We start from the raw sequence: 18,896 nt of genomic DNA on the forward strand, positions 1-18,896 counted from the left end.
CACCGAAAAGCCCATCTGCCAAACTGGACCCACATGTACAATTGGCATCGTCCTCATGGTAGCCTGAAATCAAAAACACCCATCGGTCGCCTCGGTCTCAACCGAGACAACCTGTTGAGGCTCCACAGCTAGAGCATGATGCCGAAAAGTGTGCGCGGTTTTCGGACGACATCATGCTCTAACTCTTTAAATTACATCATGATCTCACCGAAGGCGTAAGCCTTTCGACGACATCATTCGGTCAATTGGTGTTGCTGTCGCCTGCTGCCTGCGGCGTCTTGTCCTTGGCGGCGAGTTTCTGCCAGGAATTCTGCTGCGAGAGCATGCCTCTAAGATAGGCGACATTGGCATCGGCCTGCTGCGGCGAAAGTTCGCGCCTAGCGATCTGCTCGGCTTCCGGGAAACGTCCCTGCAGACCGACGACCAGGGCAAGGTTCTGCCTGACGCGGCTGTCGGCGGTCGGCTGGCTGGCGGCGGAGCGCAGATAGGTTTCGGCCGTGCGCAGATCGCCGGTCAGCACGTAGGACATCCCGAGGTTGGAAAGGATAGAGGGCTCGTTCGGCTGGATGTCGAGCGCGTCGCGATAGCGCTGCCGGGCATCGCTTGCCCGGCCCATCTGGTCGAGGATCGCGCCTTGGGCCGAGATCAGCTTCCAGTCTGGACGGTCCGGCGTCTGGGCGCGGCCGATCGTGTCGAGCGCCTGCTGAAACTGGCCGGCCGCCGCCTGCGCCTTGCCGTAGGCGGCCAGCACGTTGCGGTCGCCGGGATTGGCAATCGCCACCTGCTGCATGACGGCGAGCGCCTGTGTGTCGCGGCCGTTCATGCGCAGCAGATTGGCGTAGTTGACACCGGTGACGGGATCGCGCGGGTTCTTTTCATAGGCCTGGCCGAGCCGGTCCGTCGCCGAGCGCAGCTCGGTCGCGTCCATCTCTTCGACCGGCTTGGTGAGTTTCGGCACCGAGCCCGTTGTCATCCGGTCCTTGGTCGTCGAACAACCTGCAAGTGCCAGGACGAGCAGCGATGCCGCAGCGCCCTGCAGAATGCGATTGGTGAATGTGGTGGTGAGCGAGGCAGGCATGACGCGTTCCTGGATTCCGAAATCGGCGCCTGACCTCGAAGCGGAACAGGGAAAGGTTTGACGCGTAATCTTCGCTCCAGCAATAGTCTGTTAACCCTAACAGACCGTTAAGGAACGATTCCTTGCGACCGCCGAAGGACAATCATGGCCCCCTATCAGTTCATCGAGAGACCGACCCCCTTCAACACGAAGGGCGGTTCGACGCTGCCGATCTTTGCCGTCACACCTGCCCATATCGAGACCGGCACGATCGATCCGATCGCGCTCAATTGGGCGCGCAGGGCAGGCTACAAGGCCGAAAGCGGATCGCTGCTGCTGATCCCGACGGCCGAAGGGCATCTCGGCGGCGCGCTTTACGGCCTCGGCACCAATCCATCCGAGCAGCCCTACATTACCGGCAGGCTCGCCCGTGCGCTGCCGGCCGGCGACTGGCACATCGAGACCGCGCCGCTGACGGCAAATCGCCTGGCCCTTGGCTTTGGCCTCGGCAGCTACCGTTTCGACCGCTACAAATCCGAAAAATCGCCGGCAGCGACGCTGATGATCCCCCGCGATGCCGACGCCGCCGACATCAAGCGCCAGCTTGCTGGCGTCTTTCTCGCCCGCGACCTGATCAATACGCCGACGAATGACATGGGGCCGAACCAGCTCGAGGCTGTTTTCCGTGGCTTGGCCGAACATTACAAGGCGGAGATATCGGTTATATCGGGCGACGACCTGCTCAAGCAGAACTTTCCGCTGGTCCATACCGTCGGCCGCGCCAGCGCCGATGCGCCGCGCCTTCTCGAGCTGCGCTGGGGCAAGAAGGGTCATCGCAAGGTGACGCTCGTCGGCAAGGGCGTCTGCTTCGATACCGGCGGTCTCGATATCAAGCCTGCCGCCTCCATGCTGCTGATGAAGAAGGACATGGGCGGGGCGGCAAATGTCATGGGGCTTGCCCTGATGATCATGGACGCCAAGCTGAAGGTCGACCTGCGCGTTATCGTTCCGGTCGTCGAAAACGCGATCTCGTCCAATGCCTTCCGGCCCGGCGACATCTACCGGAGCCGCAAGGGCCTGACCGTCCAGATCGACAATACCGACGCCGAAGGCCGGCTGATCCTTGCCGATGCGCTTGCCTATGCCGACGAGGAAGAGCCCGATCTGCTGATCGACATGGCGACGCTGACCGGCGCTGCCCGCGTTGCGCTTGGCCCGGATCTCCCGCCCTTCTTCACCGACGACGCCAATCTGGCGCATGACCTGACCGAAGCGAGCCTGGAAACCGATGATCCGCTCTGGCGCCTGCCGCTCTATTCCGGTTACGAAAAGGATATCCGCACCAAATTCGCCGATCTCACCAATGCGCCGGCCGGTGGCATGGCGGGGGCGATCACCGCGGCCCTCTTCCTCAAGCGTTTCGTCAGCAAGGCGAAGAGCTGGGTGCATTTCGATATTTACGGCTGGGCTCCGTCCGAACGGCCGCATTCGCCGGGCGGCGGCGAAGCACAGGCGATCCGTGCGCTCTTTCACCATATCCGCGAGAGCCTGCGCTGATGCTATGAGGCGCATCGCGTGATCTCTGTTCACGCGATGCGCCTCGCTGCCGATCGTTAAAATTTTATTCACCCTGCCGGGCGGCAATTTCTGCCGCCCCTTGCATGTGCATGGCAACTGCCGGAAAATGGAACGTTAGCGTAACGATCTTCCGGAGGGGCCGTGCCGATCGAACTGACCGCCTCGCAGGCGCTGGGGCTCTGGCATGGCGTGGCGCTCGATCAGGTCCGCCTCGATGACCGCGATTTGACGTTGCGCCAGATGGCGATCCTGCTGCATATTTATCTGGTGCCGCCGCCGCACACGGTGCGCGGGCTTGCCGCCACGCTTGATGTCACCAAGCCGGTCATCACCCGCGCCTTGGATACGATGGGCGAGATGGGCCTCGTTGATCGTGTGCGTGACGATGCCGACCGGCGCAACGTGATCATCAAGCGCACCGTCGGCGGCGCGCTTTACCTGGAAAAGCTCGGCGATCTCATACGAGATCAGGCCCGCCGGCTGCCGATCTGAAAGGAATGCGAATGACGATGCTCGACCGCCGCCTGCATGCCTACCGGCCCGATCTCGCGGAAGCCGGCCTCGAAGGCAAGGTCGAGGCGTTGCGCTTTGTGAAAGGCGCGCCGGCGCGTGTCGCCGTTCCTGTCCTGGCCGTGCGCCCTGAACCGGACCTTGCCCGCGGCATCGATACGGAGCTGCTTCTCGGCGAGGATGTGACGGTTTTCGATCGCGCCGACGGCTGGTGCTGGGTGAAGGCCGCCTCGGACGGTTATGTCGGTTATGTCGCGGCGGACGCGCTCTTGGAAGGCAGGCCGGCGCCGACCCATATCGTCACCGTGCAGCGCACCTTCGTCTATCCCGAACCGGAACTGCGCAGGCCCCACCAGGCGATCCTGTCGATGGGAAGCCGCCTTCATGTCGCCGGCGAGGCGGAAGCGCGGGGCAATCGCTATGTCGTGCTCGAGGACGGAACGGCGATCTTTGCCAAGCATGTCCAGCCAATCGGCGCTCTCGACGGCGACGATTATGTGGAGATCGTCGCCCGTTTTATGGAAACGCCCTATCTTTGGGGCGGACGTTCCGGCCTCGGCATCGATTGCTCCGGCCTCGTCCAGCTGGCGATGCTGATGACGGGCAGAGCTGCGCCACGCGATACCGATATGCAGGCGGCGGGCCTCGGCCAGCCGATCGATCGGTCCGAAATCCGCCGTGGCGACCTGGTATTCTGGAAGGGTCATGTCGCCATCTTCGAGGATCCGGAAACCATCCTCCATGCCAACGGCCATAGCATGACGGTGGCGCGCGAGAATTTCGCGGCTGCGGTCGAGCGCATCGGCTGGCTCTACGAGCAACCGACCGGCTATCGCCGCCCGATCAGCTGATCAGCCGATCGGAGGCTGCGGCCAGGATCTCACTCCGCCCGTCCAGTCCTCGAAGACTTTCGACAGTTTCAGCACCCGCATGTCGTCGAAACGCGGCCCGACGATCTGCAGGCCGATCGGCATGCCCGATCGGGAGAAACCGCAATTGATCGAGGCGGCCGGCTGCTCCGACATGTTCCACGGCACGGTGAAACCGATATGCTCGAACGGCAGGGCCGGATCGTTCGTGGGCGATGCCCATTCGGCCGGATAGGAGATGATCGGATTGGTCGGCGAAAGCAGGGCGTCGACTTGCGCGAACAGCCGTCCGCAGCTCTTGCGCATCTCGATCGTCTGGTTGAAGCCCCTGACCGCATCGACACCGCTGATGTCGGCGCCACCCATCGCCCAATCCCTGATATAGGGCAGGATGCTGTCGCGCCGCTCTTCGTCGAGGTCCGCGATATCGCCCCAGAGCCGGGATCGCCAGAAATTGTCGAGCCCATCCAGCATCGCGCGTGTCAGCACCGGCTGGACCGATAGAATGGTCGCGCCGGCCGCCTCGAATTGTTTCGCCGCTGCTTCGACCGCGGCCCTGATCTCGTCGTCCACCGCAAGCCCGCAGCCGGCATCGAGCATCAGCCCGATCCTCATGTCCGACAGGTCGATGTCGAGATCCATCCAGTTGAAGTCGTTCGGCGGCAGGCTGGTGCCGTCGCGCCAGTCCGGCCGTGACAGCGTCGCCATCGAAAAGGCCGCATCCTCGACCGTGCGCGCCATCGGCCCGACGCAGCGCCCGACATAATAGGGATCGGCTGGAATACGCCCATGGCTCGGCTTGAAGCCGAAGATGCCGGTCCAGCCGGCGGGAAGGCGCACCGAGCCGCCGATGTCAGTGCCGATATGCAGTGGTCCGTAACCGGCCGCCGCCGCTGCGGAAGCCCCGGCGCTCGATCCGCCGGGATTCTGCGCGGTGTTCCAGGGATTGCGGCTGAGAGGATGAAAGCTCGAAAGCCCGGAGGAAAGCATGCCGTAATCGGGGCAGGTGGTCTTGGCGAAGATCACCGCGCCGTCTTCCCGCAGCCGGGCAGCGGCGGGCGCATCGGCGTCCGCGGGTTTGAGTTCCACTGCCCTTGTGCCTGATGGCACCGGCTGGCCCTTCGTGGCGATCAGTTCCTTCAGCGTCACCGGGATGCCGTCTAGAACACCGAGCGTTTCTGCCTTCGCCCAGCGCTCCGTCGACGCTTTCGCCTGGGCGCGCGCCGATTCCGGATCGTAGAGGTAGAGCGCCGAAATCGACGGCTCCCAGGCGGCGATATGGTCTTCGAGGGCGAGCCAGTAGTCGAGAGGGGAGAGGCTTTTATCGGCGAAGCGCTGCCTGAGTTCGCGGATGGTAATGTCGGTTTCGGTCATGGCATGGTCTTTCGGGCTTTTCGTCTTGGGAGGACATCAGCGGCTCGCCTCGCGCGGGTCGAGCAGATCGCGCAAACCGTCGCCGAGCATGTTGAAGCCGAAGACGGTGAGCGCGATGGCAAGGCCGGGCAGGATCGCCAGCCAGGGAGCGAGCGCCAGATAGGTTTGCGCATCGGCAAGCATCCGGCCCCAGGTCGGCGCCGGCGGCGCCATGCCGAGCCCAAGGAAGCTGAGACCCGCTTCGGTGAGGATCGCCAGCCCCAGCTGGATCGCGCCATGCACGATGATCTGGCTGATGATATTCGGCAGTACATGGCGCAGCGAAATGGTCAGGCGCGTATTGCCGATCGCGCGGGCCGCCGTCACATAGTCGCGGCTCCAGGCCTGCAACGAGGTCGCGAGTGTGACGCGGGCAAAGACCGGGATCATGAAGACGGCGATCGCGGTGATCGCGGTGAACCGCCCTGGCCCGAGAAAGGCGCCGAGCACCATGGCGGACAGGATCGGCGGAAGCGCGAAGATGACGTCGCAGATGCGCATCAGCAGCGCTTCGAAAGGACCGCGGATTGCCGCCGCCGAAATGCCGGCGATCGAGCCGAGCGTCCCGCCGATCGTAACCGCTGTGATGGCGATCGACAGCGAATTCCAGCATCCCGCCATCAGCATCGAAAGCACATCGCGGCCGAACTGGTCGGTGCCGAGCAGGCCGAAGGCAAGCGGCGGTTGCAATTTGTGGATGATCTGCATTTTCGCCGGCGGCAGCGGCGTCCAGACGAGCGAGAGCAGCGCAACGGCGACCAGCAGGCCGATGATGACACCCCCTGCAATCAGGTTCATTCGCCGGCTAAGTCTAAAGACCCGACGACGGCTGGTGATGGCAGTGGATGCGATCGGTACCATGTCTCAGGCCGCCTTTCTCATCCTGGGATCGATCGCCAGATAAGAGAGATCGACGATGAAATTCATCACGATGACAAGGCCTGCGAAGAACAGCACGACATCCTGCATGACGATGATGTCGCGCTGGGAGAGCGCCTGCAAGGCGAGCCGCCCGAGGCCGGGAAGGTTGAAGACGTTTTCCACCAGCACTGCGCCGGCGACGAGAAAGGTGAATTGCAGCCCGATCATGGTGAGGATCGGGATCAGCGCGTTCGGCACGATATGCCGCCACAGCACCGCACGACGAGACAGCCCTTTGGCCACAGCCGTGCGCGCAAAATCCTCATGCATTGTGTCGAGCACCGCCGAACGCGCCACCCGCGTCAACACGCCCGCCTGCGGCATCGCCAGCGCGACGGCGGGCATAACAAGCGCCTGCAATGCCGGCAGCAGGCCGGCGCTCCAGCCCGGAAAACCGCCGGCCGGCATCAGCCCGAGCATCGTCGAAAACAGGATGATCAACAGCAGCGCCACCCAGAAGGCGGGCACGGCGATGCTGATCTGCGAAAACAGCGTCGCGATGATGTCGAAGAGACCGCCGCGGCGCGAGGCGGCCAGCACGCCGAGCGGCAAGGCTATCGCCACCGAAAGTACGATCGCCATCAGTGCCAGCGGCAGCGTCACCGTCAGCCGCTCGACGATCAACCCCGCCACCGGCACGCCATAGGTTAGGGAATTGCCAAGATCGCCGGAGAGCACGCCGGTTAACCATTGCCCGTAGCGCAGCAGCAGCGGCTGGTCGAGGCCGAGACTGTGGCGCAGCGCTTCAAGCGTTTCCGGTGTTGCCGAGGTGCCGAGCATGATCGAGGCGGGATCGCCGGGCAGAAGGTCCATGACGGCGAAGATCAGCAGCGAGACGACGACGAGCGTGACGAGGAGACCGGCGAAGCGGCGGGCGAGGAGTGGGATCATATCGGGTCGAGCACCGCGGCGGCAACCGAACGCGGCACGCCCCCTTTGCCCTCACGCGGAGCACCCGACGCGCCAGGGCGAGTTTGGCGCGAACGCCGCCCCCGCTCTCCGTCATCCTCGGCCTTGAGCCGAGGATCCATGCCCGTGGCTGTTGATGGATGCGGTGTGGATGCTCGGCTCAAGGCCGAGCATGACGGAGTGTGGGGTTGGCGCGAGCAACCATTCATGGCGCAGGCGCTTGCGTCAGGAATGCCATACGCCAAGAAAACCAAATAATGCCGGCCCGGACTGAACTGACCTGGTGACGAATGGACAGGGCTGCGCACTACATCGGCCAAATACATGTCGGATCTCTCCAAGGCCATCACCTCATCACATCCCGCCCCGACCTACCTCTCTCACTCGTCCCAGGAAACACCGGACAGCACGTTGGAAGGGATCGGCTCGTTCTCCCACAGCCCTTTCAGCTTTTTGTCCCAGACGCCGAGTTTCGGCATGACGAAAAGGTAGAGCGCCGGCACGTCCTCGGCGAGGATCTTCTGCGCTTCGCCATAGATCGCATTCTGCGCGGCAGGATCGGCCGTCTCCTGGACCTTCTTCATCAGCGCGTTGAAAGCAGGGTTCTTGTAATTGAAATAATAGGGATCGCGGGCATAGATGTCGATGTCGAGCGGTTCGGCATGGGCAACGATCGTCATGTCGAAGTTGCGGTCCTTCATGATGTCCTGGACCCATTTCGCCGGAAATTCCGTCGGCTCGATATTCATCGTCACGCCGATCTCGGCAAACATCGCCTGCATCACCTGAGCGCTGCGCGGCGCATAAGCCATCTGCGGCGATTTGATCGTGAAGGTGAAGCCGTTGGGGTAGCCGGCTTCGGCGAGCAGCGCCTTCGCCTTCTCGACATCGTAAGGCAGCACGCCAGTCATGTCCTGATAGCCCGGATCGTTCGGCGTGTAGTGGCTGCCGATCGGTGTGCCGAGGCCGGACCATGCGCCGTCGATCACCGTCTTGCGGTCGATCGCCATCATCAGCGCCTGGCGGACGCGTTTGTCGTCGAACGGCTTCTTGGCATTGTTCATGCCGGCAACGACCTTGAGCTCGGTATTGCCGATCCTGGTGACGAGCCTCGCATCGCCGTCGAACGAACTCATCAGCTCAGGCGCGGCAAATTCCGGAAAGGCATCGAGATCGCCGGATTTCAGCGCAGCTGCCTGCGCCTGCGGATCGGCGATGAAGCGGAAGGTCACCTTGTCGAGCTTGGCGGCCGCATCCTTGTTCCAATAATCGGCATTCCTGGCGAGTTCGACCTTGTCGCCCTTCGCCCAGCTGGCGAATTTGAACGGGCCGGTGCCCACTGGCGTCGTCTTGTCGTCGGCAGCCGTCTTCGGTGCGACCATCACCGAGGCTGGCCAGCCGAGCCAGTAGACCAGGCTGCCGGTCGGTACTGAGAGATGCAGCACTAGCGTTTCGGCATCAGGTGTATCGATCGAGGCGATCGAGGCGAAAAAGCGCTTCTGCGGATTGACCGAATCCGCGCCGCGGGCGCGGTCGAGCGAAAACTTGGCGGCAGCGGCATCGAAGACCTCGCCGTCATGGAATTTGACGCCAGTCTGCAGCTTGAACGTATAGGTCAGGCCATCGGGAGAGATCTCCCAGCTTTTTGCCAGCTGCGGCTGGATCTTACCGGCCTGGTCGATCGTCACCAAGCCCTCGAACACGTTCTGCCAGGTCACCTGGCCGATTGCGACCGGTGCTGCAATCGTTGGGTCGAGACCGGTCGGCTCGACGCTCATGCCGAGATTGAGGGTGGTCTTCGCCGCCTCGGCCGGCGTCATCGCCGTCATCACTAGGCCGGCCGAAAGCGCAGCACCGAGGGAAAGCCGCCTGACGAAACGCGAAGGCGCAAACGAAAGCTTGATCATCATGTCCCCTGTCTGGCCATGCTCGATGGCGAAGGCCTTTTGCGAATAAAGTGGCACTATGCCAGTGCACACACAATGACGATTTTGTGTGCTCAGTGTAGCCGAAAAAGCTACACCGTAAATCTGCGGGCAATGCAAGCTCGAAGCGTCAGTCTTTCGTATCGGTCCGAGGGTTCGTGCGCTCGCGCATGAACCTCTCGATGAAGTCGAGCAGTTTCGTCGCGGCAAAGGACAGCTGCCGGTCCGGCGCGACGCAGAGATCGACATGGGTGCGGATGCCGGTTTTGCCGGCCAGCGGAATGGCAAGGAGCTGACCCGCTTCGATCTCGCGGCGGACAGTCAACGCCGGCAGCAGCGTGGCGGCAGCCCCGCTGAGCACGAGCTCCTTCAGCATTTCGAGCGAGCTGGTGACGAAGACGGGGTCGAGGCTCAACCCCTCTTTCTCAAACAGCGCGTCGAAGGCCTGGCGGAAGCCGAAGGATTGATCGGGCAGCGCCAATGCATAGTCGGCAAGCGTCCTCAGCGGGATCTCGGCATGCGCGGCGGCCGGATGCTGCGGCGTGGCGATGAGATCATAGCCGATCTCGGAGCGCAGCCGTACCTTGGTGCCGGACATCGGTGGCGCAAACAGCGTCACCGCAATATCCGCCTCGGCGCTGTTGACGGCATCGATCGCCTGCCGCGCGCTGGTGATCGTCACGGTAAAACGCAGCTTCGGATATTTCAGGCTGAATTCGGCAAGCGCCGGCGCCAGCAGATTGGCGACGGTGGCGCCATTGGCATAGATGCTGACACGACCGCGCTGCAGGCCCTTCAGGTCTTCGATCAGCTGCTGCACATGGTCGAGCTCGCGCAGCGTCCGGCCGGCGCGGGCGGCAAGCAGCTCGCCGGCGGCCGTCAGCTTGACACCACGGGCGCTGCGTTCGACGAGCGGCGCGCCAAAATGATATTCGAGGTTCTCGATCTGCCGGCTGATCGCCGTCGGCGCGACATTCAGGTTCTCGGCCGCCTGGCGCATCGAATTGGTCCTGACCAGCTCGTCGAAATACATCAGCGCCCGGATCTGCATTCACGTCTCTCCGCCATTCGGCATGTTGTGGGTTCCGGTTCCGACCCTAATGCATGTCGCCCAAAAGTGCGCAGCGGTTTGGGCGACATGCATAAAACAAAAATCTCAATCAACGACCATTCGGATAGCGGTCGCGCCATGCCTTTTGCGCACCCTCGACCGGAAGGGCGGTCGCCGCGTAGACGCCACGGGCGATCGCCCGCGCCATGACGATGGTCGCGAGGTGGCACAGCTCCATCAGGCTCGCCATGTCGTCTCTTCGATGCTGGGCCGTCGAAGCGGCAAAGACGGTGTCGCCGTCGAGCGGCAGGTGCGCCGGCAGCAGTGCTCGGGCAAACCCGTCATGGCCGGCGAGCGAAAGCCGGTGCGCCTCGGCCTTCGTCAGCTGCGCATCGGTCACCACCGCGCCGATCGTCGTTGCCGGCGTGTTCATGCCCTTGAGCCGCATCCGGTGGTCGGCCACATCAGGCATGCCGAGCCCGCCGAATTCCGCGTCTTTTTCGAAAGGTGCCGCCCAGAAATGCGGCCCGTCGCCGATCGTTGCCGAACCGAGCGCATTGACGGCGACGATCGCCGCGACACGATGCCCGGCGCTGCTGGCGGCGCTGGCCGAGCCGAGCCCGCCCTTGACGGTTGCCGTCGTCGCTCCCGTGCCGGCACCTGTTGTGCCGAGCGCGAATGTGCCCTTGGCCGCAGCCTGCAGTGCCGTATAACCCATGTCGCGATAGGGCGAGTGAAGGCCCCAATCCTTGTCGCCGCCGTTCAGCAGGTCCATCAGGATTGCCTGCGGCACGATCGGAATGCGCACCGACCCGACTGCAAAACCGCGGCCGAGCTCGCGCAGGCCCGCCTGCACGCCGCCGGCGGCATCCAGCCCGAAGGCCGAGCCGCCGGAGAGCACGAAGGCATCAACGGCATGGACGGTCATCGACGGATCGAGCAGGCCGGTGTCGCGGCCGCCGGGCGCGCCGCCAAGCACCGTGCCGGATGCGACGGCCGGTTCGTCGAAGACGATGACGGTGACGCCGGAACCGAGCGCCAAGTCGGTCGCATGGCCGACGGAAACGCCTTCGATGTCGGTGATGAGGTTCAGAAGATCGGGCAAGGGCGGATCCTTATGCGGAAAGGCGGCCGGTAGGACTGTACTGCATAATTCCTTAAATCGGAATCGATTTAAGGACAAAATTATGCAGCAATTCAAAGTGTTACAGCGTCCTTTGTGCGTCTGATAAAGACGCGCGGCGCTGTAATGCCCTCAAAAAACAAGACCGGCCCCATTTGGCGGGACCGGTCGGACATCGGGAAAAGCCGTGAATTCTAATCGCGGCCTCATGCCCTCAGGCATGAAGCGGCTTCGGATGACGGCGGGTCATCAGGTCGTGGATGGCCAGCCGCACCTCGTCCGGCGAGCCGAAACGCTGCTCGTCGAGGTCGTGGACATGAAATTTCACGGCGATGAACTTCAGCCGGTCTTCATCGGGAATGACGATCCCAACGGGAACGCCTGCATATTCGATAACTTGCTTCTTCATAGATAGAACTCCTGCCGCGCGACATGCGCAGCCATGGCGAATTGACTTGTCTGGTACCGTTGAAAGGAGGACGAACGTCACATTCGACAGTTCGGGCGGGAGAGGGCGCCCGGACGGTCATTGCCAAGCACAGATCGCCCAAGGAGATCGGCGAGAATATCGATGTCTATCATGCTCGTTCCTTGTGTTGGCGTTGCACTTGAGAGGTCCCGGTAGAGCCCGGGGCCGGTGAAGGCCGTCTTCAATAATCCACTAACTTGGTAGAGATTACCCGATAGCCTGTCAGAAACATATTCCGAAACGTGTCAAAATATCGACGATCCGAAAAAATTCATTCCGTCGCAGCCCGAACTTACAGAAAGAAACATATCAGCTCTTCGTAAAATTCACATGACAGAATCGAACTTCGATCGATCACCGCGGCAGACATAGGAAGCCTTGCCGATTCCGGCAATGGCCCGTTTCATTAAAAATCGAAATGCCTCGAAATGACCGATTTGGTTAATGCCGGGAGCCTCTGGGTCACCAGCCCTCTTCGAGCACCTTCTCCAGCATGTCCGCGAAGAAATCCGCGCTTTCGATGCTGAGGCAGAGTGGTGGTTTGATCTTCAGCACATTTTGTTGATCGCCGGTCGGCTGCATGATGACGCCGAGTTCGAGAAGCCGGTCGCAGATTGCAGCCGTCTCTTCCGTCGCCGGCTCCAGCGTCGTTCTGTCGCGGACGAATTCGAGGCCGAGATAGAGGCCCATGCCGTGCACGGCGCCTGCCATCGGATGGCGGTCGATCAGCGCGGCGAGCCGTGCCTTCAGATGATCGCCGACCGTCCGGGCATTTTCCTGCAGCTTTTCCTCGGCCATGATATCGAGCACCGTCATGCCGGCGATGCAACTGACCGTGCTGCCGCCGGTGGAGGAAAAGAAGGTGCCCTCCTTCTCCAGCGATTGCGCGATCTCCCGCGTGGTGATGACGGCGCCGAGCGGATGGCCGTTGCCCATGCCCTTGGCGACGGTGATGATATCAGGCACCACCCCTTGCTGCTCGAAGCCCCAGAAATAATGTCCGAGCCTGGAATAACCGACCTGCACCTCATCGGCGATGCAAAGGCCGCCGCGGGCGCGCACCTGCGCATAGATTTCCCTGAGATAACCGTCCGGCAGCGGAATGCCGCCGGCATTGCCGTAGACCGATTCGCAGATGAAGCCCGCAAGGCCGTTGCCGCTGGCGTCGATTGCCTCCAGCACCGGCGTTACCGCGCTGAGATAGTTTGCCGCCGTATCGGGACCACGGAATGCGCCGCGATAGGTATTCGGTGAAACGACGGCATGCACCCAGTCCGGCCGGGTGGTCGGTGCCTGCGGATTGTCGGCGATCGAGGTGGAGACGGCATCGCTCGCCGCCGACCAGCCATGATAGGCTTCAAGCAGGCAGAGCATGTTGCGCGCGCCGCTATGGGCTTGCGCCAGGCGAAGCGCCAGATCGTTCGCCTCCGAGCCGCTGTTGACCAGGAAGACCACGTCCAGCCCATCCGGCGACAGGGCGGCGAGGCGTTCGGAAAACTCCGTGATCGCGGCATAGTGAAAGCGCGAATTCGTGTTGAGCCGCAGCCATTGCGCGCTGATCGCCGCCGCGAGCTTGGGATGGCCATGGCCGAGAATGGTGACATTGTTGACCATGTCGAGATAGGCGCGGCCCTCGACATCGAACAAATGCTCCTTCCAGCCGCGCTCGATCTGCGGCGGCGCCGCATAATAATTCTTCTGCGGCCTTGCGAGATGCGTCCGCCGCCTGGCGAAGAGCTCGGCGGTTTCAGCTTGCGGCGCATCCGCTTGCGGGCTGAGAAGCAGCGAGGGCGAAGGGCAGAGCACCGACCAGGCCGCCGCCGCGCGCGGCGTGGCAAAGAGCGGCGGTTCGAGGCCGGCGACGCTGCAAAGCTGGACGCGCAGCCCGCCGAGCGACGACGCCTCTCCGAAAACCGTGCCGAGCGAATCGCCGGCGGCAATCTCGGCTCCATCCTCGACCGAGAGGTCGAGCCCATCGAGATGCAGGGTCATGTTGTCGCCGGCGAGCGTCAGATGCTGCTCCTTCCAGCCGATGCGGCCGGCAAAGGGCGCGGCAATCGCGCTACCTGCGGCAAGGCATATGTCGATATGCAGGGCGCAGGTCGCCTGTCCCTTCGCGGTTCCCGCGCGGGAAAGCCGATATTCGCCGTAACGCGTCGCTGCCGTACCGTTTTCGGTTGCCACGCGGGCAAGCAGCCGCCAGTCCATGTCGGTATTCAGCCAGTTGCCGGCGGAAAAATGCGGGCTCCGCACTCCAAGATCGACATAGGCGATCCCGGCGGGATCGATGTCGGGCAGCAACGGCAGCCATCCCGATGTTTCCGGCTCGGAGACATCTGCGCCGGCTGCCTTGAGTATCGCCGCTTCCATGAGATCGAAGGGAACCGCCATCGCCGTATCGAAGATCGCCCGCTCGCGGTCGAGATTGTCGCGGACATAGTCATTGTCGGGATCGACTGAAATCTGCTGTTCGCCGCTGGCGACGAGAATGACCGCGCGTGCGACGATCAGCGGCCAGAGCGCCTTCAGTTCCTCGTCGCTCAGCGGATAGATCGCCTGATAGGCGGTGACGGCGGGAAGGATATGAAAAGGGTCGCCATCTGCCTGATGCAGCAGCGAAGCGCAGGTGACGGCGAGGTCGCCGACCAGCCAGCCACGGATGATGTCGCCGAAATCGATTACCCCGTCGGGGATGATATGGCCACGGGCGTCACGGTGGCCGACGACATTGTCACCGGTAACGTCGTGATGCACGGCCTGCAGCCGAAGCGATGGCGCCAACGGCTGGATGCGGCGAACGGCCATCACCATGGTCTTGGCGATCCGGTCGCGCGCCGCACTGTCGGTGATGGCCGAAAGCAGCTGCACGGCAACGGGACCTGCCCGTCTGAGGTCCCATTGCAGGCTGCGGTCGAGACCGGGATGGTCGAAATCGGCAAGCGCCTGCGCCAGCCTGGCGCAGAGCGCGCCGAGGGCTGCAACGGAAGCCGGCGCCAGATAGGTCAGCTCCGTCAGCCCATGGCCTTCCAGATATTCCAGCAGCCGGACCTGATAGCCCTGCCCACGCACGGTAAGGACGACGATCTCCCGCCCGTCATTGGTGGCGATCACCTTTGGAACGCGCGGCGCACCTTGCCTGCTTTTGAGGTGATGAATCGCCGCATTCTGTGCTTCGAGCTCGCGGATCTCGTAGGCGGCATGGCAGATCTTCAGGACGTAGCGACCCCTGTCGCTATCGACGCGATAGTTTCGATCCTGCTGGCTGCCGAGTTCGGCAAGCGTGCCGGAGAGGCTGTAATGAGCAAGGAGGATCTCTTCCGCATCAGTGGCGGTCACGTCGGGGCGCGGCAGCGCCATGCGATCAACAAGCGCCTCGTCGGTCATGACACCCCTCCCGCAGCATGATTCGATTACCTATTGAACGAGATAATCAAGTACTTGCCGCTGGCAGGCAACGGGGATTGTCGTTTGCCAGCAAAAGAGATGCAGGGCTGTGCTCAGCCCATGCGTTCGGAGGCGTAGCCGCCGGGGCTGGCCGGGAAGACCACGGTGCGGTTGCCGTTCAGAAAGGTGCGGTGATGGATATGGGCGTGGATGGCACGCGCCAGCACCTGGCTTTCGACATCGCGGCCGATCGAGACATAGTCGTCGGGCGACTGCGCGTGGGTGATGCGCGCCGTGTCCTGCTCGATGATCGGGCCTTCGTCGAGATCGGCGGTGACGTAATGCGCCGTCGCCCCGATCAGCTTCACGCCGCGTTGATAGGCCTGCTTGTAGGGGTTGGCACCCTTGAAGCTCGGCAGGAAGGAATGGTGGATGTTGATGATCTTCCCGGACATTTTCTGGCACATCGCATCCGAAAGCACCTGCATGTAACGCGCCAGCACGATCAGTTCGGTGCCCGTCTGTTCGACGATATCCATGATCTGGCCTTCGGCCTGCAGCTTGTTCTCCTTCGTTACCTTGATGTGGTGGAAGGGAATGTCATGGTTGACCACGACCTTCTGGTAATCGAAATGGTTGGAGACGACGCCGACGATATCGATCGGCAGTGCGCCGATCTTCCAGCGGTAAAGCAGGTCGTTGAGGCAATGGCCGAAGCGCGACACCATCAAGAGCACCTTCATGCGGGCACTGCCGTCATGGATCTCGGCATCCATGGCAAACCGCTTGCAGATCGGCTCGAAGCCTTCCTTGAGTTCGGCAAGCGGCACGCCTTCCTCGGAGATGAAGCTGACGCGTGTGAAGAACCTGCCGGTATCGAGATCGTCGAACTGGGAACTATCGACGATGTTGCAGCCTTTGTCGGCCAGATAGCTCGAAATCGCCGCCACGATGCCGCGCGTCGACTTGCAGGATACCGTCAATACGTAACTTGTCATGTCTTTCCCTCTTCCCTCTCCAAGGCCGCCGCTGTGCTTAGATCAAAGCCCGGACCGCGAATAGGCCGGCGCACTTTCATTCATGCGACAAATTGCAAGATAAACCATCACGTTCGTGCAAGTTCTCTCATTGCTCAGTCTGAAGCTTAGGAGAAGTTGCGCGAAAAACTGTACCGTCAGCGCCGCTTGGATGCGTATTCTCGCCTTCGACGCGCTTTAGGCCGGCGGCCGGCTCGTCACCGCAACCTTCCGGCGGCGCGGCGAGGTAATCTCATGGATAACCGCACCGCCGATCGACGAGAGCACCAGCGACAGGATCACGAAGAGCACCGGCTGCTGCAGGATGCCGATCGGCAGGCGGTCGGCGGCGACCCTGAGAAAAGCCAGCGTGAAGGCGTGGGTGATATAGATGCTATAGGAGCAGTCGCCGAGATAGTTCAGCCATCCGATCAGCGGCAACTTGGAAAAATCGATGGAGATCGCGCCGTAGACGATGAAGATCGCCGGGATTCCCCAGGCATAGAACCGGCTTTCCGGCGGCATCAGCGCCTCGTTGATGACGAGAAACGCAAAGCCCATGGCAAGAGCCGCCCAGGCCCAGCGGTTCGGCAGCAGCACCTTCTGCCCATAGAGCCAGCCGAGCACGACACCGGCGAGGAATTCCAGCATGATCGGTTCGCGGTAGAACCGGGTCATAGTCGTTTCCGGCAGCAGCCGGCAGGCGATCAGGATGACGGCAAAGACGGCAAACATCGCCGGGATGCGCCGAACTTCCTGTAGCGGCAATAGCAGCGCGAAGACGAAGTAGAAGAACATTTCGTAATTCAGCGTCCAGCCGGGAACGACCACCGGCGTGATCGTGCTGGGATCGGCGGGATTGCTCCATGGCAGGAAGAATAGCGAGGCGATGAGATGCGGCAGGTCGAACACCGTCGATTTCAGCAATGATGGAGCGACCAGCGCCACTGTTGCCGAAAACAGCGTTGCCAGCCAGTAGAGCGGCACGATCCTCTTGATGCGCCGGCGGGCGAAATCGATCGGGCTCATCGTGCGTCCGCTCGTCGTCAGCCACATCACGAAACCGCTTAAGACGAAGAAGATGTCGACGCCGGTTTCCCCATAAATGAAGGCGGTGGCGTCGACTGCGGGATTGACCTTGGCAAGCTGCAATACCGCGTGGAAATAGACGACCATCAGCGCCGCTATGGCGCGCAGATATTGAAGCTGGACAAGCATCGAGCGTCTTGCTCCCTAGAGCATGATGCCGAAAAGTGTGGGCGGTTTTCGGACGACATCATGCTCTATTTCTTTGATTTAGAACAGGATTCAGATTTTAGGCCGATCCGGCCTAAAATCATCCTGTTCTAGGGCTCACGCGGCGAGGTGCCGCTGCGGTCAACTCAATACATCTGCCGGACGACCCTGCCGGATGCGCGGGCTGTCGTGGAAACGCATATATCCGACGACGAACCAGAGGAGACCGGCGATCTTCATCGAGAAGACCGCGGTTCCCCCGATCATCATATTCAGAAAAATGAAAAGAGAAAGTGAATGGGCGCAGCGCCGCTGCGCCGCCGTGCGCCCGGCGGGAAAGAGGCAGACGAACAGCCATAAGGCGATGACGCCGAAGATTGTCGCCGCGTAGATAAGGTAGACATAGCCGCTGTCGGCGAATTCGGCGACCCGGTCGACCGAAAGCCCAAGGACGGCGAGCGGATCGAGCTCCATGATCTTCTTCATCGTCAGGTTGATGCGGCCGGTGAAGTTGTCGCCGGTCGCATTGGGTTTCAGGACGTAGACGAGGAAGCCCGCGGCGACGATCAGCGGCATCAGCGCCAGATTGAAATTCTTCGGGATCTTCGGAAAGACGAAATAGCCGACGATGCAGGCAAAGCAGAAGATCAGCATCGTGCGCGTGTCGTTGGTCACCAGGATCAGCACGGCTGTGCCGATCATCAGCAACCGGTCCCAGCGGCTGAGCTTTTCCCACATCGAAATCAGGTAGACGGCGATCACGCCGCAGAAATTGGCAAGCGACACCTGCTCGAGGAAGATCGACGAGGAACGGTGGTCGATGATGCCGAAGGAGAAGCGCTCGGGAAAGCCGAGCGCGTTCTGGAACAGGCCCGTCGTGTTGTAGCTCAGCGGCAGCAGTCCGCGCGTATTGGCGAAATAATCGGACGGGTGGACGATACTGACATAGAACGGCACGCTGACGATCTCGAAGATCAGGAAGATCATGACGGCAAGGCTTGCCCAGCGAAAGGCGAGCTTCATCGTTTTTTCATTGCTCCAGCCCCCGAGCCCGGTAAAGCAGAAGATGATCAGCACGTTACGGAAGTGATCGATGAACAGCATGCGGTTGAGCACGCTGACATAGATGGTCACGATGAGTGTGAACAGCAGGAACAGGAAGGCCGGAAGGTCGGTCTCGTAGATCCCCTTGTGCAGGATATAGATGATGGCGCTCGCCATGATCAGGCCTTCGCTGGCGGCGACATGCGTCATCGAGAGCGGCACGATGTTGTGGTTGATGAAGGCGAGAATGCCGTTGTAGAGCACGGAGAGCAGGCCGAGCCAGAGCACCAGATGATCGGTGCGCGACGCCTCGTGGGCAGCATCGAGCCCGTTGCCGGCTACGGGGCCGGCTACAGTGAATGTTGCTGCCCTTTGATCGACGACCGCCATG

The 18,896-nt window shown here is 62.1% G+C and carries 16 protein-coding genes; 4 read left to right on the plus strand and 12 right to left on the minus strand.

Annotated elements, in window-relative coordinates; genetic code table 11:
- Positions 1–132, plus strand: a 132-nt coding sequence (locus tag B5P46_RS03645; protein ID WP_164986452.1) for a transposase, incomplete at its 5' end; no start/stop codon positions are given.
- 109 nt (positions 133–241) lie between these two features.
- Here the strand turns inward: B5P46_RS03645 and B5P46_RS03650 are convergent.
- On the minus strand, positions 242–1,078 hold the full coding sequence (locus tag B5P46_RS03650; RefSeq protein WP_129417534.1) for a tetratricopeptide repeat protein: 837 nt from the start codon (positions 1,076–1,078) through the stop codon (positions 242–244).
- Between the two features lie 144 nt (positions 1,079–1,222).
- Here B5P46_RS03650 and B5P46_RS03655 point away from each other — a divergent pair, with 144 nt between their 5' ends.
- From B5P46_RS03655 to B5P46_RS03665, 3 genes are all read left to right on the plus strand, one after another.
- Positions 1,223–2,614, plus strand: coding sequence for a leucyl aminopeptidase family protein (locus B5P46_RS03655; RefSeq protein ID WP_129417535.1), 1,392 nt, complete (start codon positions 1,223–1,225; stop codon positions 2,612–2,614).
- 162 nt (positions 2,615–2,776) lie between these two features.
- Positions 2,777–3,127 (plus strand): MarR family transcriptional regulator, encoded by a 351-nt coding sequence (locus B5P46_RS03660; RefSeq protein ID WP_129417536.1) that lies wholly within the window; start codon positions 2,777–2,779, stop codon positions 3,125–3,127.
- 11 nt (positions 3,128–3,138) lie between these two features.
- Positions 3,139–3,996 carry an NlpC/P60 family protein gene (locus B5P46_RS03665; protein WP_129417537.1) on the plus strand — a complete coding sequence of 286 codons (858 nt, stop codon included), beginning with the start codon at positions 3,139–3,141 and terminating at the stop codon, positions 3,994–3,996.
- Here the strand turns inward: B5P46_RS03665 and B5P46_RS03670 are convergent, their stop codons facing one another.
- The 11 genes from B5P46_RS03670 to B5P46_RS03720 all read right to left on the minus strand — a co-directional run bounded on the left by B5P46_RS03670 (position 3,997) and on the right by B5P46_RS03720 (position 18,895).
- Positions 3,997–5,388 carry an amidase gene (locus B5P46_RS03670; RefSeq protein WP_129417538.1) on the minus strand — a complete coding sequence of 464 codons (1,392 nt, stop codon included), beginning with the start codon at positions 5,386–5,388 and terminating at the stop codon, positions 3,997–3,999.
- Between the two features lie 36 nt (positions 5,389–5,424).
- Positions 5,425–6,288, minus strand: a complete 864-nt coding sequence (locus tag B5P46_RS03675) for an ABC transporter permease (protein WP_129417539.1) — start codon at positions 6,286–6,288, stop codon at positions 5,425–5,427.
- A 3-nt stretch (positions 6,289–6,291) separates the two neighbouring features.
- Positions 6,292–7,239, minus strand: coding sequence for an ABC transporter permease (locus tag B5P46_RS03680; protein WP_129417540.1), 948 nt, complete (start codon positions 7,237–7,239; stop codon positions 6,292–6,294).
- A 398-nt stretch (positions 7,240–7,637) separates the two neighbouring features.
- On the minus strand, positions 7,638–9,164 hold the full coding sequence (locus tag B5P46_RS03685; protein ID WP_206735334.1) for an ABC transporter substrate-binding protein: 1,527 nt from the start codon (positions 9,162–9,164) through the stop codon (positions 7,638–7,640).
- Between the two features lie 148 nt (positions 9,165–9,312).
- Positions 9,313–10,233 (minus strand): LysR family transcriptional regulator, encoded by a 921-nt coding sequence (locus B5P46_RS03690; protein WP_129417542.1) that lies wholly within the window; start codon positions 10,231–10,233, stop codon positions 9,313–9,315.
- A gap of 109 nt (positions 10,234–10,342) precedes the next feature.
- Positions 10,343–11,338 carry a P1 family peptidase gene (locus B5P46_RS03695; RefSeq protein ID WP_129417543.1) on the minus strand — a complete coding sequence of 332 codons (996 nt, stop codon included), beginning with the start codon at positions 11,336–11,338 and terminating at the stop codon, positions 10,343–10,345.
- 232 nt (positions 11,339–11,570) lie between these two features.
- Positions 11,571–11,765 carry a hypothetical protein gene (locus B5P46_RS03700; RefSeq protein WP_003544544.1) on the minus strand — a complete coding sequence of 65 codons (195 nt, stop codon included), beginning with the start codon at positions 11,763–11,765 and terminating at the stop codon, positions 11,571–11,573.
- Between the two features lie 522 nt (positions 11,766–12,287).
- Entirely contained in the window at positions 12,288–15,209 is a 2,922-nt protein-coding gene (locus tag B5P46_RS03705; RefSeq protein ID WP_129417544.1) for an aminotransferase, read from the minus strand.
- Between the two features lie 113 nt (positions 15,210–15,322).
- Positions 15,323–16,207 (minus strand): formyltetrahydrofolate deformylase, encoded by an 885-nt coding sequence (gene purU / locus B5P46_RS03710; RefSeq protein WP_012759747.1) that lies wholly within the window; start codon positions 16,205–16,207, stop codon positions 15,323–15,325.
- Between the two features lie 216 nt (positions 16,208–16,423).
- Entirely contained in the window at positions 16,424–17,443 is a 1,020-nt protein-coding gene (locus B5P46_RS03715; RefSeq protein WP_129417545.1) for an acyltransferase family protein, read from the minus strand.
- A gap of 159 nt (positions 17,444–17,602) precedes the next feature.
- A complete protein-coding gene (locus B5P46_RS03720) occupies positions 17,603–18,895 on the minus strand; it encodes a hypothetical protein (protein WP_129417546.1) in 1,293 nt (430 codons plus the stop codon).
- Position 18,896 lies beyond the last annotated feature (1 nt).

The sequence above is a fragment of the Rhizobium leguminosarum genome (assembly GCF_004123835.1).
Lineage (GTDB): Bacteria > Pseudomonadota > Alphaproteobacteria > Rhizobiales > Rhizobiaceae > Rhizobium > Rhizobium leguminosarum_M.

Bases quoted from the DNA above. Each gene is read 5' to 3' on its own strand.
- B5P46_RS03650 (WP_129417534.1), bottom strand. From the start codon at position 1,078: ATGCCTGCCTCGCTCACCACCACATTCACCAATCGCATTCTGCAGGGC.
- B5P46_RS03655 (WP_129417535.1), top strand. From the start codon at position 1,223: ATGGCCCCCTATCAGTTCATCGAGAGACCGACCCCCTTCAACACGAAG.
- B5P46_RS03665 (WP_129417537.1), top strand. From the start codon at position 3,139: ATGACGATGCTCGACCGCCGCCTGCATGCCTACCGGCCCGATCTCGCG.
- B5P46_RS03670 (WP_129417538.1), bottom strand. From the start codon at position 5,388: ATGACCGAAACCGACATTACCATCCGCGAACTCAGGCAGCGCTTCGCC.
- B5P46_RS03675 (WP_129417539.1), bottom strand. From the start codon at position 6,288: ATGGTACCGATCGCATCCACTGCCATCACCAGCCGTCGTCGGGTCTTT.
- B5P46_RS03680 (WP_129417540.1), bottom strand. From the start codon at position 7,239: ATGATCCCACTCCTCGCCCGCCGCTTCGCCGGTCTCCTCGTCACGCTC.
- B5P46_RS03685 (WP_206735334.1), bottom strand. From the start codon at position 9,164: ATGATCAAGCTTTCGTTTGCGCCTTCGCGTTTCGTCAGGCGGCTTTCC.
- B5P46_RS03690 (WP_129417542.1), bottom strand. From the start codon at position 10,233: ATGCAGATCCGGGCGCTGATGTATTTCGACGAGCTGGTCAGGACCAAT.
- B5P46_RS03700 (WP_003544544.1), bottom strand. From the start codon at position 11,765: ATGAAGAAGCAAGTTATCGAATATGCAGGCGTTCCCGTTGGGATCGTC.
- B5P46_RS03705 (WP_129417544.1), bottom strand. From the start codon at position 15,209: ATGACCGACGAGGCGCTTGTTGATCGCATGGCGCTGCCGCGCCCCGAC.
- purU (WP_012759747.1), bottom strand. From the start codon at position 16,207: ATGACAAGTTACGTATTGACGGTATCCTGCAAGTCGACGCGCGGCATC.
- B5P46_RS03715 (WP_129417545.1), bottom strand. From the start codon at position 17,443: ATGCTTGTCCAGCTTCAATATCTGCGCGCCATAGCGGCGCTGATGGTC.
- B5P46_RS03720 (WP_129417546.1), bottom strand. From the start codon at position 18,895: ATGGCGGTCGTCGATCAAAGGGCAGCAACATTCACTGTAGCCGGCCCC.